Annotated in this window: 14 protein-coding genes; 1 reads left to right on the top strand and 13 read right to left on the bottom strand. The window is 72.7% G+C overall.

What is annotated here, in order from left to right; all coding sequences use genetic code 11:
• The first annotated feature begins 92 nt into the window (after positions 1 to 92).
• On the top strand, positions 93 to 1,439 hold the full coding sequence (locus tag IPJ78_09510) for an ankyrin repeat domain-containing protein (protein ID MBK7906791.1): 1,347 nt from the start codon (positions 93 to 95) through the stop codon (positions 1,437 to 1,439).
• Here the strand turns inward: IPJ78_09510 and IPJ78_09505 are convergent.
• From IPJ78_09505 to IPJ78_09445, 13 genes are read right to left on the bottom strand one after another with little or no spacing between them, the layout of a single operon-like run.
• Positions 1,426 to 2,202: a type III pantothenate kinase gene (locus tag IPJ78_09505; protein MBK7906790.1), complete on the bottom strand. Its 777-nt coding sequence runs from the start codon at positions 2,200 to 2,202 to the stop codon at positions 1,426 to 1,428. The two genes, IPJ78_09510 and IPJ78_09505, sit on opposite strands and share 14 nt — an antisense overlap.
• Positions 2,203 to 2,214: 12 nt before the next feature.
• Entirely contained in the window at positions 2,215 to 2,943 is a 729-nt protein-coding gene (locus IPJ78_09500) for a biotin--[acetyl-CoA-carboxylase] ligase (protein MBK7906789.1), read from the bottom strand.
• Complete coding sequence (gene uppP, locus IPJ78_09495) at positions 2,940 to 3,749, bottom strand: undecaprenyl-diphosphatase UppP (GenBank protein MBK7906788.1); 810 nt, start codon at positions 3,747 to 3,749, stop codon at positions 2,940 to 2,942. Before uppP ends, IPJ78_09500 begins: the two co-directional genes overlap by 4 nt.
• A 29-nt stretch (positions 3,750 to 3,778) precedes the next feature.
• On the bottom strand, positions 3,779 to 4,912 hold the full coding sequence (gene bshA / locus IPJ78_09490; protein MBK7906787.1) for an N-acetyl-alpha-D-glucosaminyl L-malate synthase BshA: 1,134 nt from the start codon (positions 4,910 to 4,912) through the stop codon (positions 3,779 to 3,781).
• On the bottom strand, positions 4,909 to 5,889 hold the full coding sequence (gene miaA / locus IPJ78_09485) for a tRNA (adenosine(37)-N6)-dimethylallyltransferase MiaA (protein ID MBK7906786.1): 981 nt from the start codon (positions 5,887 to 5,889) through the stop codon (positions 4,909 to 4,911). Before miaA ends, bshA begins: the two co-directional genes overlap by 4 nt.
• A complete protein-coding gene (gene mutL, locus IPJ78_09480) occupies positions 5,858 to 7,663 on the bottom strand; it encodes a DNA mismatch repair endonuclease MutL (GenBank protein MBK7906785.1) in 1,806 nt (601 codons plus the stop codon). Before mutL ends, miaA begins: the two co-directional genes overlap by 32 nt.
• Positions 7,664 to 7,694: 31 nt before the next feature.
• Positions 7,695 to 9,740 (bottom strand): BatD family protein, encoded by a 2,046-nt coding sequence (locus IPJ78_09475; protein MBK7906784.1) that lies wholly within the window; start codon positions 9,738 to 9,740, stop codon positions 7,695 to 7,697.
• Positions 9,737 to 11,392 carry a VWA domain-containing protein gene (locus IPJ78_09470; GenBank protein MBK7906783.1) on the bottom strand — a complete coding sequence of 552 codons (1,656 nt, stop codon included), beginning with the start codon at positions 11,390 to 11,392 and terminating at the stop codon, positions 9,737 to 9,739. The genes IPJ78_09475 and IPJ78_09470 overlap by 4 nt, the downstream gene beginning before the upstream one ends.
• Positions 11,389 to 12,378 carry a VWA domain-containing protein gene (locus IPJ78_09465; GenBank protein ID MBK7906782.1) on the bottom strand — a complete coding sequence of 330 codons (990 nt, stop codon included), beginning with the start codon at positions 12,376 to 12,378 and terminating at the stop codon, positions 11,389 to 11,391. Before IPJ78_09465 ends, IPJ78_09470 begins: the two co-directional genes overlap by 4 nt.
• Positions 12,375 to 13,328, bottom strand: a complete 954-nt coding sequence (locus IPJ78_09460) for a hypothetical protein (GenBank protein ID MBK7906781.1) — start codon at positions 13,326 to 13,328, stop codon at positions 12,375 to 12,377. The genes IPJ78_09465 and IPJ78_09460 overlap by 4 nt, the downstream gene beginning before the upstream one ends.
• Positions 13,325 to 14,260 (bottom strand): DUF58 domain-containing protein, encoded by a 936-nt coding sequence (locus tag IPJ78_09455; protein ID MBK7906780.1) that lies wholly within the window; start codon positions 14,258 to 14,260, stop codon positions 13,325 to 13,327. Before IPJ78_09455 ends, IPJ78_09460 begins: the two co-directional genes overlap by 4 nt.
• Positions 14,257 to 15,210, bottom strand: a complete 954-nt coding sequence (locus IPJ78_09450; GenBank protein MBK7906779.1) for an AAA family ATPase — start codon at positions 15,208 to 15,210, stop codon at positions 14,257 to 14,259. The genes IPJ78_09455 and IPJ78_09450 overlap by 4 nt, the downstream gene beginning before the upstream one ends.
• The gene (locus IPJ78_09445) at positions 15,210 to 15,929 is read right to left on the bottom strand and encodes an rRNA pseudouridine synthase (GenBank protein MBK7906778.1); all 720 of its coding nucleotides are present in this window, start codon (positions 15,927 to 15,929) and stop codon (positions 15,210 to 15,212) included. The genes IPJ78_09450 and IPJ78_09445 overlap by 1 nt, the downstream gene beginning before the upstream one ends.
• Positions 15,930 to 15,936 lie beyond the last annotated feature (7 nt).

The raw sequence follows: 15,936 nt of genomic DNA, 5'->3' as shown, positions 1-15,936 counted from the left end.
GACGGCGCAGCGCCGCTGCTTCCCTCGCGCTCCCCGCCTCACGCGGCGCCGCTGCTTGGCCGCGCGTCCGCCGCGCCGTAGCTTAGCGCGTCATGTCGTCACGCCCGTTCGCTGGCCCCGCTGACCTGGTCCTCCGCGCGATCACATCGCCTCGAGACGGCGATCGCGCAGCGGCGAGGGCGAAGGCCCGGGAGGCACTGGGTCGCGCTGCGCGTGAGGCGACGGCTTCCCTCCACCTCGCCGCGGCGCTCGGCGATGCGGTCACCGTCCGCGCGGCCCTCGCCAGCGGCACGACGGCACCAACAGGGCTGGGTGGGCCGTTCCAGTGGGACCCGCTCACCTATCTGTGCTTCTCGACGTTCTTGGATGCGCCTGACCGACCGGACCGCGACTTCGTGGACGCCGCAAGCGCGCTGCTGGAGGCCGGTGCCGACGCCAACACCGGGTTCCGTGACCCGAAGGCGGACCCGGGGACCGATTTCCGTTCCGCGCTCTACGGCGCAGCCGCCCTGGCCGGGCACCTCGAACTCGCGCGACTCCTGCTCGCCCACGGCGCCGATCCGAACGACGACGAGGTCGCATACCATACGCCCGAGGGCTACGAGAACGGACCGATGCACGCCCTCGTCGAGAGCGGACGCTGCACCCCGGACACGCTGGCCACGCTCCTGCTTCGCAAGTGCGATTGGCATGACGTGCGCGGGGTCCGATGGCTGCTTGACCACGGCGCCGATGCGACGCGGCCGACGCGGTGGTCGCCGAGCATCCTGCACCACGCACTCGCCCGTGACAACGACCTCGAGATCGTGCAATCCCTGCTCGATCACGGCGCCGATCCCCACCGGGCATTCCATGACGTGGACGCTGTGACACTCGCGGCGCGGCTCGGCCGCGGTGATGTGCTCGACGCGATGGCGCGGCGCGGCATCCAGTTGCGGATCACTGGCGGTGACGCCCTGCTCGCGGCCTGTGCGCGGGGCCACGCCCCGGCGGTGCGGACCATCGTCGAGACGATGCCTGCCGCGGTCGACGCGGTGCATGCGATGTCCGCGGCGGTACTCGTCCGGTTCGCGGCCAACGGCAACAGCACCGGCCTGCGTCTCCTCCTGGAGCTGGGACTGCCCGTCGACGCGCGGTTCGGGCCGGGGTACGGATACTACGACCTCGCGCCCCTGTGCACCGCCTTGCACGCGGCCGCCTGGCGCAGCCGTCCCGCCGCCGTTCGTGCGTTGCTCGCCGCGGGCGCGGACCCGAACGCCCGCGACGGCCGTGACCGGACGCCCCTGATGCTCGCCGTGAAGGCCTGCACCGATTCGTACTGGACCGACCGGCGCACGCCGGAGTCGGTCGAGGCGCTGCTCCGCGCCGGGGCGACGGCCGAGGGCATCACCCTGCCCTGCGGCTACGACCGCGTGGACGCGCTCTTCAGCGGCTCGTGAGCAGGTCGTACGCCATGCGCAGCCCGTGCAGCGTGAGATCGGGCTCGATGAGTTCGATCTCGCTGCAATAGGGCTTGATCACCGCCGCGAGACCGCCCGTCGCGACGACCTTCGGCACCTGGTCCCGCGGCCAGTCCCGCTTGATGCGGCGCACGATCCCGTCGAGCGAATCCGCGGCCCCGAAGACCACCCCCGCTCGGATGCACTCCTCGGTGCGCGTGCCGATCGCCTTGCGCGGTGCGACGAGCTCGGTCGCTGGGAGCTTCGACGTGCGGCGGAACAGCGTCTCGGCCGAGGTTCGCACGCCAGGCTGGATCACGCCCCCCAAGAAGACGCCGTCGGCGGTGATGCAGTCATACGTGGTCGCTGTCCCGAGGTCGACGACGATGCAATCGACGCGATAGATGCGGCTCGCGGCGAGCGTGTTGATGATCCGATCCGCCCCGACGGTCATCGGCTCGTCGACCGCGAGCGTGATGCCGAGCTTGGAGCGCGCATCCACGACGACCGGCTGGTTGCCGGTCAGCTTCGCCGCGGCCTCGACGAGCGCGCCGGTGACACCGGGGACCACGGAGCCGATGGCGGACGCCGTCACTTGCTCGAGAGGCACGTTGTTCGCCTTCAGGAGCCCGCGGAGGACGAGAAGCACCTCGTCCGGCGTCCGTTGCGCGTCGGTGGTGATGCGCCAGTGGTCGGTGACGACCTCACCATGGCAGAGGCCGAGCGTGGTCTCGGTGTTGCCGACGTCCGCGACGAGGAGCATGTGGGAAAGGCCTCAGCTGATGGCGAAGACGAGCGAGCCCGCGCGATGCGGGGTGATGCCGGAATCGGTCTCGACGAGGAGTTCGCCGGCCGACGAGATCCCGCGGACGAGCCCTTCCGCTGGAGAGGAGACGCGCTGCCCCATCGCCAGATCACGCCGGGCGAACTCGGCGAGTTCCCCGGTGGACAACGGCCCGTGCGCGAAGGCCGCGGCTCGCAGCGCCGGCACGACCTCGGCGAGCACGGTCTCCGCTCGCGCGCCGAGGAGGGCGGCCGCGGCGAGGTCCGGCGGTGCGACGAGGTTGAGGCCGAGTCCGATCGCGACCCAATCGGGATGCGCACCACGCCATCTCGCCTCGATGAGCACACCAGCGAGCTTGCGCCTGTCGACGTAGAGGTCGTTGGGCCACTTCAGCCGGATGGGCGCGACGGTCCAGCGCTCGAGCACCGGCGCGAGCCGCAGCCCGACGCGCAAGCTCAGGACGTCGATGCCGTCGGCGCTGCGCGGCCGCTCAACGAGCGTCATCCAGAGCCCGGCCCCCGGTCCTGAGGTCCAGACGCGTCCGCCACGACCGCGCCCGGCCGACTGCTCCTCGGCGACCACGAGCGTCCCGGCGGGTGCCCCCCCGGCCGCCAGCTCGTGCGCCGCATCCATGGTCGAGCCGAGCACGCCGACGGCCTCGACCCGCGGTAGCCCGAGGCGCGCCGCGAGCGTCACGCCATCGAGACCCAGCCAGGTCACCACCCGCCTCGCGTGATGATCAGGCCGATGATCACGGCGCCGAGCACGAAGCGATACACGGCGAAGATGCCGTAGCCGCGCTTGGAGACATACCGCAGGAGGACCGCGATCGCGAGGTAGCTCGAGACGAACGCGGTCAGCACGCCGACGACGAGCGGGAGCGTGACGCCCGACTCGCGGATCGCGTCGGGGACCTTGAGGATCGCCGCCGCGAGCGTGATGGGCATCGACATCACGAAGCTGAACACGGCGGCCGCGCTGCGATCGAACCCGAGCGCTCGGCCGGCGGTGATGGTCGATCCGCTCCGCGAGACGCCGGGCACGAGGGCGAGGCACTGCGCGAGACCGACGAGCAGCGCATCGCGCCAGGTCATCGACGCCCGTTCCCGCACCGGCGGCACCTTGGCGTCGACCACCCAGAGCACGGCCCCCATCACGATCAAGGCGATCGCCGTGATGATCGGCGCACGGAAGACCGTCTCCGCATAGTCCTCGAGGAGCAGCCCGGCGACCGCCGCGGGGATGGTCGCGATGATCACGAAGAGGGTGCGTCGCGACGCGTCGTCGACGGGCTTCCGCTCCCGTAGCAGCGTGATCCCGCCGAGGACGAGGGATCGCCACTCATGGCGGAAGTACCAGCCGAGCGCGGCGAGCGTGCCGACGTGCAGCGCGAGATCGAACCCGAGCCCGGCCGGCGTCCACCCCATGACCCACGGGGTGAGCGCGAGATGGGCGGAACTCGAGACCGGGAGGAACTCGGTCAGGCCCTGGAGCGCGCCGAGGACGAAGGCTTGGATGACGGTCATCTCTTGCATCCGCGAAACCTAACGGCGCCTCAGCCGACCTGCCCGAGCGCCTCGCGGTAGATCCGTTCGTACTGCCCGACGACGTCGTGCGTGGCGTAGCGGGTCCGCGCGTCGGCGGCCGCAGCAGCGCTCGCGGCGGCCCATCGGGCGGGTTCGAGGAAGCGGACCGCCGACTCGGCCATGCCCTCGATGTCGCCCAACGTGTGCAGCGTCCCGGTGACGCCGTCCTGCACCACCTCGGGGACACCGCCGACGCGGGCGGCGACGACCGGGACGCCGCTCGCGAGCGCCTCGAGCGCGCTCAGGCCGAAGCTCTCGCTCTCCGACGGAAAGACGTAGAGGTCGGCCGCGGCGAGGAGCGGTGCGACGGCGTCGATCTTCCCGAGGAAGCGCACATCGGCGCTGACGCCGAGCGTCCGCGCTTCCTCTTCCGCAGCGCCGCGATCCGGCCCGTCGCCGACCATGACCAGCACGCTCGGCACTCGTTCGCGGACCTTCGCGAAGACGCGCACGACGTCGCGCACGCGCTTGACGGGGCGGAAGTTGGAGATGTGCATCAGCACCTTCCGGCCCCCGCCGAGCTCGTCGTGCAGCGCCGCGCCGTGATGCGCGCGCTCGAAGATGGTCGGGTCGACGAAGTTGGGGACGACATCCACGCGTCGGTTGCTGCAGCCGAAGGCCTTGATCGTCTCGTCCTTGAGCCACTGCGAGACGGCGGTGATGCGGTCGGAGCGCTCGATCGAGAAGCGGGTGATCGCCTGGTACGAGTGGTCCTGCCCGACGATGGTGATGTCGGTGCCATGCAGGGTGGTCACGACGGGGAGCGGACGGCCCTGCTCTTTCAGCATCTCCTTGGCGATCCAGGCGCTGGTCGCATGCGGGATGGCGTAGTGGACGTGCAGGAGGTCGAGTCCTTGCGAGAGCACGACGTCGTGCATGCGCACCGCGAGCGCGAGGTCGTAGGGCGGATACTCGAACAGCGGGTAGTTGCCGATGCTCACCTCGTGGAAGTACACGCGAGGGAGGAAGTGCGGCAGCCGGAACGGGTGCTCGTACGAGATGAAGTGGACCTCATGGCCGCGCGCCGCGAGCGCGATCCCGAGTTCGGTGGCGACGGCGCCGGAGCCGCCGTACGTCGGATAGCAGGTGATGCCGACCTTCACGCGTCCACTCCCGTGCGGAACCATCGTTCGGCGCGCGCCGGTGCCTCGGGCGCGCGCGGGTCGAGTCGCAGCACCGCCGACTCCTCGTCGAGCTGATTGCGGAACCAGGTGCGCTGCCGCTTGGCGTACTGCCGCGTGCTCACGAGGATCGCCTCGCGGGCCGCCGCCTCGGTGCAACGCCCCTCCACGAGAGCACGAATCTCCCGATAGCCGCAGGCGTTCCACGCCGGGGCCTCGGCGGGGACGGCGTCGATCAGTCGTCGCACCTCGTCCGGCCATCCGGCGCGCCACATCCCGTCGAGGCGCGACGCCAGCCGCGCCGGCAGCGCGTCGCAGGGATCGACGATCACCCAACGCGCTCCGCGCCCAGGTCGCGCTCGTCCGGCCGCCTGAAGGTCGCTGATCCGGCTGCCGGTCAGCAGCGCCACCTCGGCCGCGCGCAGCAGTTGCGTGCGGCCCAGATGCGCGCGTGGCGGATCGAGCACCGCCACGCGCGCCCGCAGCGCCAGCGTCCCGAGCTGCGCGAGCTCCGCCTGCAGCGCGGCCCGCGCCTCCGGATCCATCGGCGGCTCGTCCGCGAGCGGCCGCACGAGCGCGCGCAACCAGAGCCCGGTGCCGCCGACCACCAGCGCCGGGCTCCCGTCGGCCGACGCCTCGTCGAGCCACCCGGCCGCTTCACGCGCCCAGCGGGCCGCGGAGTAGCGCTCGGTGGGGTCGGCGGTGTCGATTCCGCGGTGCGCCACGCGGGTGAGCTCCGCGGGCGTCGGCTTGGAGGTGCCGATGTCGAACCCGCGGTAGACCTGCCGACTGTCCGCACTGATGAGCAGCGCGCCGAGCCGCTCGGCGAGGTCCATCGCCAGCGCCGACTTCCCGGCGCCGGTGGGCCCGGCGATGATCCAGAGCGGGGCCGCCGCGTCGTGCGCGGTGCTGGGCACGGCGCCGCCCTCAGCGCCGACCGAAGCGTCGGTCGAGCTCATCCCAGCCGAGCTGCAGGATGGTCGCGCGGCCATGGACGTCGTGCGCCGGGAGCGTGGTGCGCGCCAGCGCGACGTAGAGGGCGCGCATCTCCTCGGGCGCGAGGAGATCGCCGGCCTTGATCGCCGCCTTGCAGGCGATGGTGGCGGCGAGCCGTTCGTGCCGCGCGATCGCCCCGGCGTCCCGGTCGCCGGTCAGCGCCGCGAGCGACTCGCGCAGGCACCGCTCGGCATCGAATCGCTTGTGCGGTGCGGGGACCGCCTGGACGACGAGGCTCGATCCGCCGAACCCCTCCACCTCGTAGCCGATCCTGGTGAAGACATCGCGATTGACCTCGAAGGCCTCCGCCTCGGCCGGCGCGAGGTGCATGGTGAGCGGGAAGAGCAGCCGTTGCGACGGGGCCTCCCCGCGCTCGAGCGCCTGCATGAAGCGCTCGAAGAGCACGCGTTCGTGCGCCGAGTGCTGGTCGATGAGCACGAGCGCATCGGGGCGCTCGAACGTGATGTACGTCCGGTGGAACTGCACCAGCGGCGGCACGAGGATCTGCTCATCCGCGGGCGAGGCGGCGCTCCCCGCGACGTCATCCGCGCCGGCGGGCGTGTCCGCCGGCGCGCGCGGCGCGCGATCGGCCGCGACTTCCTCGGAGGAACGCGCCCAGAGCGGCGCGGGATCGACGCTCCCGTGCTGCCGCAGCGCCTCGACGCCGAGCGGCGAGCCGAGCGCCGGCTCGCTCGGCAGGAAGGTGCGCACGTAGCCGACCGCGGCCGCGGAGTCCTCGGTGCCCAGCGCGCGTCGGACGGCACGCTCGACCGCGCGCTCGACGTGCCAGCGGTCGCGGAAGCGCACCTCGGCCTTGGCGGGATGCACGTTCACGTCGACCTCACCGCCCGGCAGTTCCACCTCAAGGAGCACGCTCGGCCGCATGCCCGCCTGGATCGTCGTCCGGTAGGCGGCCTCCGCCGCACGCACGAGCCCGGTGTCGCGTACGGCGCGCCCATTGACGGTGAGGAAGGTGCGGCGTGCCGCCGTCCCGACGTCCGTCGGTCGTTCGACGAGACCGGAGACGCGGATGGGACCCGCGACGTCATCCACGGAGACGAGGCGCTCGGCGACCTCGTTGCCCCAGAGCGCGGCCACACGCACGCGCAGCGAGTCCGCGACCGGGAGGCGCATCTGCTCCTTGCCGTCGTGCGAGACGGTGAAGCGGACGTCCCGTCGCACCAGCGCGAGCGTGGTGAGCGTGTCGGCGATGGCCCGCCACTCGGAGCGCGCTCCGCGCAGGAATTTCTGCCGCGCGGGGGTGTTGTAGAAGAGCGAGGCGACGCTCACCGAGGTGCCGCGCCGGCGCGCGGCCGGGCGCACACCGACGAGGCTCCCGCCGGCGACGTCCACGGTCACGCCCGCGCCGTCCTCCGTCGCGGTCTCGATCGTCAGCTGCGAGACCGAGCCGATCGCGGGGAGCGCCTCCCCGCGGAAGCCGAAGCTGAGCACCCCCACGAGGTCCTCCGCATCGCGGATCTTGCTCGTCGCATGCCGCTCGATGGCCCGTGCCGCGTTGGCGCGGTCCATGCCGTGCCCGTCATCGCTCACGCGGATCAGCGCCCGTCCGCCTTCGCGCACGTCGAGGTCGATCGCCGTCGCGCCGGCATCGAGCGCGTTCTCGACGAGTTCCTTCACGACCGAGGCCGGGCGCTCGACGACCTCGCCGGCCGCGATGCGGTCGGCGACATCGCTCGCCAGGACGGCGATGGTCGGGGTGGTGGAACCGGCGGTCATGCTCGCAATCTCCCGGGGCGGATGCGGGCGGTCAATCGCGTTGCAACGGATAGGTGCGCTCGACGGGATACCAGCCTTCGCGGCCCGCCTCGAGCGAGATGCGAACCCACACGCCGCGGCGCTCGCGCACGGTGACCACTTCGCCGACGAGCGGGACCGCCCCCGGCTCCGCGCCAAGCGCGGGGAGGGCGCGCAGCGGTGTCGCGGTCGCGACGACGAGGAGATCGTCGGCACGGAGCCGGCCCTCCAGGACGGCGGCGACCGCGATAAGCGCGACCGAGGGGATGAGGAGGAGCCAGTGTGCTCCCGCCGGCCCACGCCGCGCCCGTAGCGCGAGCACGCCCCAAGCGGCGCACCAGAGCACGAGCGCGAGTGCGGCCATCGGGAGCGGCGGCACCGGGAGCACCAGGGCGGCACCGCGATCCTGCGGCGCGCGGGCCCGCGCGAGTCGCGGCCGCAGGTCGGCGGCCATGGGGTCGAGTCGCAACGCGCGTTGCCAGCCGAGGACCGCGCTCGCCGTATCCCCCGCCTGCCAGGCGGCGGTGCCGAGGTTCGCCCACGCGGCGGGATCGCGGGGCGCCGCCCGCGAGGCGCGAAGGAACGCATCCCGGGCACGCGCGAAGTCCCGACCGAGATACGCGGTCTGGCCCTCGCTGAACGCGGCGAGCGCCTCATTCGCGCCCTGTGCTGTGAGCCGCGCCCCGAGCATGAGCGCGCCGGCGAGCAGCAGCAGTGCGCCCTTCGCCCGCGCCTCCTTCGCCACGCGATCGAGCAGCGCCCGCACGCGGTCACGGTGATCCGCGGGCCGGGCCCCGCGCGCGTACGAGGCCTGATCGAGCGCATCACGCAGGTACTCGGCGTCCTTCGCCGTCTCCGCGGTGACCCCTTCACGCCGCAACGCCGCGCTGAGCGCGCCGGGGGCGGTCTCACGGTCCAACCGGACGCCGGTCCGGTCGCGCAGTGCCGCCTCGAAGAGCGTGCGCAGCGCCCCTTGCTCCGCGCTCCCCGGGCGTGCGAGGCGTTCGGCCGCCGTGAGCGGGCGGACCGGCTTGGGTCGCCGACGTCGGAACGCGAGGAAGGCCCACGGGAGCGGAGCCGCGAGCGCGAGCCATCCCCAGAGCGCCAGGCGCGGCAGCGTGAGCGGACGCGGGCCTTCGAGCGCCGGGCGCAGGGCGAGCGCCGAGTCTCGCCCGGTCGCGCCTGCCGCGCGCGTGATGCTCACGTAGTCACCTTCCCGAACGCGCAGCGCGATGGGGACGGTGCGCGCGACCTCGTATCGGCGCGTCCCCGGATCGAAGAAGACGAACTCGACGGCCGGCACCTCGCGCGCACCGGCCGTCCGCGGCGTCAGGAGCCACGAGAACTCCTTCGACCCCCCGAGCGCATTTGGCGTCGTGTCGAGCGTGACCCGTTCGTCCTCCGCGACGACGTCGGCCCAGGTCACCGCGAGAGCCGGGCGCGGCAGCAGCGTCGCATTGCCGATCCCCTCCACGCGCAGCGTGAGTACGAGCGGGTCGCCGACGCGCCCCTCGCGTGCGTCGGTCCGTGCGGTCACCCGCCACCGCCCGACGGCGCCGAGCCACGCACTCGGCCGACCGACGAGCGGCGGATCGATCGCGACGAGCGTCACCGACTCCGATCGCAGGGTGCGCTCCTCCTCGCGACTGAAGAAGCTCGGACTCTGCGGCAGCGCGTAGGTGAGTTGCGACGGCGCGATCTGGTAGCGGCCGGGCGTGAGCGGGAAGAGCGCGCGCCGGAAGACATGGACCTCGCTGCCTTCCCGCGTCGGGTCGCCCTTCGACATCGGCAACTCGTACGCGAGCATGGCGCGCGCTTCGGGCGGCACGAACACGGGATTGCGGCGCAGGCGCTGGCGCACCTCGGCGGGGAGGCTCACGGTCAGTGAGTACAGCGCCTGCTGGCCGACATAGACCGTATCGGGACCGATCGACGCGCGGAAGCCGACGCCGTCCTGCGCGGCAACGACCGGCGCCGCAGTGACGGACGCCGCGAACGCCCACGCCGCGACGGTCGCGGCACGTTGGGCGATGAGCAGCGCACGACCGGGACGGCTCACCAGTCCTTCTCCCCGTTCGCCCGCTGGTTGCGGCTGCCGCGCTGGCGACGCGACTGCGTCTCGCGCTCCTCTCGCGCCGCGGCGTCGAGCAACGCCTCTGCCTGCTGGCGGGACATCTGTCCCTGCGGCTCCGGCCTCGGTTGCTGCGACTGCTGTTGCGGCGGCTGCGGGCCGCCCCCACCGCCGCCGCCCTGCTGTTGCGGTGCGCGCAAAGCGAGCTCGTAGTTCCACTGCGCGTCAGCGTCGCCCGGTCGCTCGAGGAGCACGGTGCGCAGTGCGCGCCGGGCGTTGCGGAGGGCCGCCGTCCGCTGCTCCCCGTCGGTGTGCGTGCCGCGCTTCAGATAGGCCGTGCCGAGGTTGTACAGCGCGCGCGAGCGCAACTCGGGGCTGGGCGTGAAGGTCGCACGCTCCAACGCGTCGATCGCCGCGTCGATCGAATCGGCGGCCAGCAACGCCGTGCCGAGGTCGTACAGCACGATGGGGCGTCGGTCGCCGCTCGCGACGACGTCGCGGTAGGCGCGGATGGCGCCTGGCAGGCGCCCGGCTTGGTGCTCGCGGATCGCCTCGCGCAGCCGGTCGCCCTGGGCCTCGATGGGCGCGGGGAGCAAGAAGAGCGCGAACGTCGCCGTCACGCCGAACCGTCGAACGCGCCCGCCGTCGGCGAGCCAGGCATCGAGGAGGAGCAACAGGATGGCGAGCCCGACGAACCACTGGTACTGGAGCGGACGTGCGAGGCGCTGCTCCTCTTCGCGGCGCTCCGACTCGAGTTCCGCGAGGGCGCGACGCACGCGCATTCCCTTGTCACTCGCGTCGGCGGGCACGAACTCGCCGTCGGCGGCCTCGGCGAGTTCCCGCAGGAAGGTCTCGTCGTAGCGCGTGATGACGATCTCGCCCTGCTCGTCTCGCTTGACCTCCGTGCCGCCCGACTCGAGGAGCGGGATGGGGCCGCCCCCGGGCGTGCCGAAGCCGACCGTGACGAGGTGGATCTCCTTCTCCTTGGCGGTGCGCGCGAGCGCGAGGGCGGCAGGCTTGTCGTCGAAGGCCTCGCCGTCGCTCATCACCACGAGTGCCCGGTCGGCGCCGCCCTGGCTCACGGAGAGCAGGTCGAGCCCTTGACGCAGCGGCGGGGCGATGGCGCTCCCCGGCTGGCCGACGATGGTCGGGTCGAGGTTCTCGAGGAAGAGCTCGAGGGCGCCGTCATCGCTCGTGAGCGGCGAGAGGATGTAGCTCCGTCCGGCGAAGGCGAGGATCGCGACGCGGTCGCCGGGTGCGCTCGCGCGGAAGCGGCGGACCTCCTGCTTCATCCGCTCGAGCCGGCTCGGCCGCTCGTCCTCGGCGAGCATCGAGAGCGAGACATCCATCGCGATCGCGACGTCGAGGCCCTCCGTGTCGACGATGGCACTCCCCTGCCCCCATCGCGGCGCGGCGAGCCCGACGCCGAGCAGCGCGATGGCCGTCGCGAGGCGCGCCGCGCGCGCACGAGGCACCCGGCCGAGGCCGGGCGGTCCGAGCCGCTCGAGCGCTTCTGGCGAACCGAACCTCGCCAGCCGCGCCTGTCGCCGGCGGAATCCGGCGAGGACGGCGAGGAGCGCGAACAGCGCGGCCCCCAGCGCGGCGACGAGCATCCAGGGATGATCGACGACCCGCATCATGGCAGCGGTCCTCGACGCCAGAGGAGCAGCAACTCGCCAAGGAGTGCAAAAGCGGCGAGCGCGAGCGGCCACGAGTAGAGCTCGGTGAACCGCACGTAGCGCGTGGAGCGTATCGGCGCCCGCTCGAGCTGGTCGATCTGGTCGTAGATCCGCTTCAATGCCTGCGCATCGCGGGCCCGAAAGTAGCGGCCCCCGGTCTGCTTCGCGATGTCCTCGAGCAGCGCCTCGTCGATCCGCACCGGCCGGTTCTCGTAGCGGAGGCCGAAGACGCCGCGCCCGACCGGCACCGGGGCGACACCCTCGGTGCCGACGCCGATGGTGTACACGCGCACGCCGAGCGCCGCCGCTGCCTGCGCGGCGGTCCGCGGGTCGATCGTGCCGCGGTTGTTCTCGCCGTCGGTGAGCAGCACGACGACGCGCGACCGCCCGGCGGCATCGCGCAGGCGATTCGTGGACGTGATGAGCCCGGTACCGATCGCCGTGCCGTCCTCGAGCTGTCCCGGCTGGATGTTGTCGACCGCCGCGAGGAGGACCGGGTAGTCGAGGGTGAGCGGGACCTGCGTCAGCGCCTCCCCGGCGAAGGCGACCACGGCGACCTGGTCCTGCGTGCGCCCGAGGATGAACTCCTTGATGGTCTGCTTGGCGACCGCGAGCCGATTGTCCGGCTGGAAGTCCTCCGCGAGCATGGACGTCGAGACGTCGAGCGCGAGTACGATGCTGATGCCATCGGCGCGGACCGTCTCGGCGCGCGCGCCGGTCCGCGGCCGCGCGAGCGCGGTGACGGCCGCGACGAGCCCGAGCAGGCGGAGCGCGATCGCGAGGCGCGCGGCCCACTGGCCGCGCCGCGGACCGGCGGCGAGCAGTTCAGCCCGCGCGTGGAGCAACGCGGGAGGACGACGCCGCCGACGCCAGACGAGCCACAGCAGCACCGGTGCGAGTGCCGCGAAGGCCCACGGCGTCGTGAAGTCGAGCGCGCGCCAGTTCATCGCAGCGGCCTCCGACGGATCTTCCCTTCGCTCGCCCGGCGCGCGCGCCACGCGGTCTCGACGTCCGCCACGATCGCGCGCGCCTCGATCGCGATGCCCTTCGCCTCGTCGGCGCTGACAGGCGCGCGCGCGAAGGCGATCGGTTCACTCCGCAGCAGCAGTTCGGCCACGCGCTCCGGCAGGATCGGGAACTCCGCACCGCGCAGCGCGTCCGCGACCTCGCGCGCGGTGCGCGACGGGTCGGCCTGCGGGAATCGCGCAGCGAGGTAGCGGCGCATCACGTCGATGTGCGTGAGCGCGAACCGTCCGTGCTCGCCCGCTTCAAGGAGCCCGAGCCGGGCCGCGTGGGTGAACGCCTCGTGCGCGACAGCGGACGCGTCGGGGCCCTCGGCGCGGCGCGCGAGACGGTGCCGACGCCACGCGCGCCAGCCGGCCCAACCGAGCGTCGCGATGACCACGAGCGCGATCACCTGTCGCCACCACCCGCCACCGAGCACGAAGAGGTCCCGCGGCGGACGGGCGACACGCTGGGCGCTGTCCGCCGGGAGGACCGAGAAGACGCGCAACGCAGGGAGCCGCACCGGATACCGCACCTCGGCGCCGTCGCGGAGGACGGTGATGTCGCCGAAGCGCACCACGCGCTGCCCGGTATCCCACGCGATGAGCCGGTAGACCGCGGTCCGGTCGAGCACGGACGAAGTCGAGGCATCGCGGATCGCGCGCGGATCGAGCGGTTCCACGACCTCGTTCGAATCGGGGAGTGCCGGGAAACGGATCTCGGCGCCCGCCGGGACCCGCACCCGGAGCTCAACGGTGATGGGCTGCCCGACCCCGACCGAGTCCGGTGTCACGCGCGCAGTGACCTGCGCCACGAGGCGCACGGGCGCCACGGCCGCCGCGACCAAGGCGAGCCCCGCGATCCCGGAGCGGCAGCGGACGCCGATCGTCACCGGCGGCGGGCGCGCGTCTCGCGCGTGCGGAAGAAGCGGAGCAACGGCTCGACGTACCCGGCCTCGAGCGGCACGAGCACCTCATCCACCGCGAGCCGACGGAGCAGGGCCTGTCGCTCCTCCTGCTCCTTGCGCACGAGGGCGGCGTAGCGGGCGCGCACACGCCGGTCGCTCGTGTCGACCTCCACCAGCCGTCCCGTCTCCGCGTCGCGGAGCCGGGCGACCCCCGCGTCGGGGAGCGTCCGCTCGGCGGGATCGTCGAGGACCACGGCGACCACATCATGCCGCTGCGAGAGGCGCGTGAGCGGCTTGTCGAGCGCGGGGCTGACGAAGTCCGAGAGCACGAAGACGATCCCGCGATGCGAGAGCAGCCGTGCGGCGTAGTCCATCGCCGCCCCGAGATCGGTCCCGCGCGACGTTGACGGCCAGGCGAGGCAATCGCGCACGAGGCGGAGCGCGTGACGTCGCCCCTTCTTGGGCGGCACGACATGCTCGACCCGGTCGGTGTGCATGAGCAACCCCACGCGGTCGTTGTTGCGCGTCGCGCTCAACGCGAGCACCGCCGCGAGTTCCGCGGCGACGGCCTGCTTGTCCCGCGCCCCCGCCCCGCCCCGCGACGAGCCCGAGCAGTCGACGATGAGCAACACCGTCAGCTCGCGCTCCTCGACGTAGCGCTTGACGAAGAGCCGCCGCATCCGGGCCGACACGTTCCAGTCGATCGTGCGCACCTCGTCGCCCGCCTGGTACTCGCGCACCTCGGCGAACTCCATCCCCATCCCCTTGAAGACGGAGTGGTACTCGCCGGTGAAGCGCGAATTGACGAGGCCGCGCGTGCGCAGCTCGATGCGTTTCACCTGCCGGAGGATGTCGGCGGGGACCGCGCGGCCGCCGCGCCGCTCCGCCCGCTCGGGGGCGGCGGCGCCGGGGCTCACGGGGCGGGAACGGCGGCGAGGATCCGCGCGATGACCTCGTCGCTCGAGACGTTCTCGGCCTCGGCCTCGAACGAGAGGAGCACGCGATGGCGCAGCACGTCGGGGGCCATCGCCTTCACGTCATCGGGCGAGACGAAGTCGCGCCCGCGGAGGAAGGCGTGCGCGCGCGCCGCCTGCGCGAGCGCGATCGTCGCGCGCGGACTGGCGCCGTACTCGACGAGCGGCACGAGATCGGCGAGGCCCGCGTCCTTGGGCGCGCGCGTCGCGTGGATCAAATCGACGATGTAGTCGCCGAGTCGCGGGTCGAGGAAGAGCGCCGCGATCTGCTTGCGCGCCGCCATGAGTTCCTCCGGGCCGGCGACCGCCTTCACGTCGATCGCCTCGCCACCCGCCATGCGCTTCATGATCTCGCGCTCCTCGTCCCGGGTCGGGTAGCCGACACGGAGCTTGAGCATGAAGCGGTCGACCTGCGCCTCGGGGAGCGGATAGGTCCCCTCCTGCTCGATCGGGTTCTGCGTCGCGAGCACGAGGAACGGCTCGACGAGCGGGAAGCTGGTGCCGCCGATCGTGACCTGCTTCTCCTGCATCGCCTCGAGGAGCGCGGCCTGCACCTTCGCCGGCGCTCGGTTGATCTCGTCGGCAAGGACGATGTTCGCGAAGATCGGCCCGCGCTTCACGGAGAAGGTCGCGGTCGCCTGGTCGAACACCTGCGTGCCGATGACGTCGGCGGGGAGCAGGTCCGGCGTGAACTGGATGCGGCTGAAGCTCGTGCGCACCGTCTCGGCGAGGGTCCGGACGGTGAGCGTCTTGGCGAGGCCGGGGACGCCCTCGAGGAGGACGTGCCCGCCGGTGAAGAGCGCGATGAGGAGGCGTTCGACCATCGCCTGCTGGCCGACGACGCGCTGGGAGACCTGGTCGAGGATGTCCTGCGGGAGACGCGACGTCGTCATCAGCGGGTCTCGGAGTGGGTCAAGGCGAGGAGCAGGTCGCGCTCGCGGGGCGTGAGCGAACGGGACGCGCCCGACGCGAGCGCGCCGAGCTGGACGGGACCGAAGGAGGTGCGCACGAGGCGGAGCACCTCGAGCCCGACCGCCTCGCAGAGCCGACGCACCTCGCGCGTGCGACCTTCGCGGATCGTGAGCAGGAGATCGAACGCACGCGGCGTCTCCGAGGGCTCGACCGAGACCTCCTCGGGGACGACGAGGCCGTCCTCGAGCTCGACGCCGGCGCGGATCTCCGCCGCCGCCGCCTTCACCGAACCGCGGACCGTCGCGACGTAGCGGCGCTCCACCCCGGTGCTCGGGTGCGTGAGCAGGTGCGCGGCATCGCCATCCGTCGTGAGCAGCAGGACGCCCTCCGTCATGTAGTCGAGTCGCCCCACGTACGTGAGCCCCGGATCGGGCGGCACGAAGTCGAAGACCGTCTGGCGGCCTTCCGGGTCGGAGCGTGTGGTTATTACCCCGGCCGGCTTGTGGAGGACGTACCACTTCGCGGACGCGGGCATGCGCACCGTCTTTCCGTCCACCGTGATGACATCCTTGCCCGGCTCCACGCTCTGCCCGGTGCGCGCGACGGCGCCGTTCACCCGGACGCGTCCCGCCGCGACGAGCTCTTCCGCCTTGCGCCGCGACGCGATCCCGGCGCGGGCGAGCGCCCGATGGATCCGCATCGCCTCG

The sequence above is a fragment of the Gemmatimonadota bacterium genome, from assembly GCA_016714015.1.
In the GTDB taxonomy this organism is placed as follows: Bacteria; Gemmatimonadota; Gemmatimonadetes; order Gemmatimonadales; family Gemmatimonadaceae; genus Pseudogemmatithrix.
This window is presented reverse-complemented; position numbering and strand designations above follow the sequence as displayed.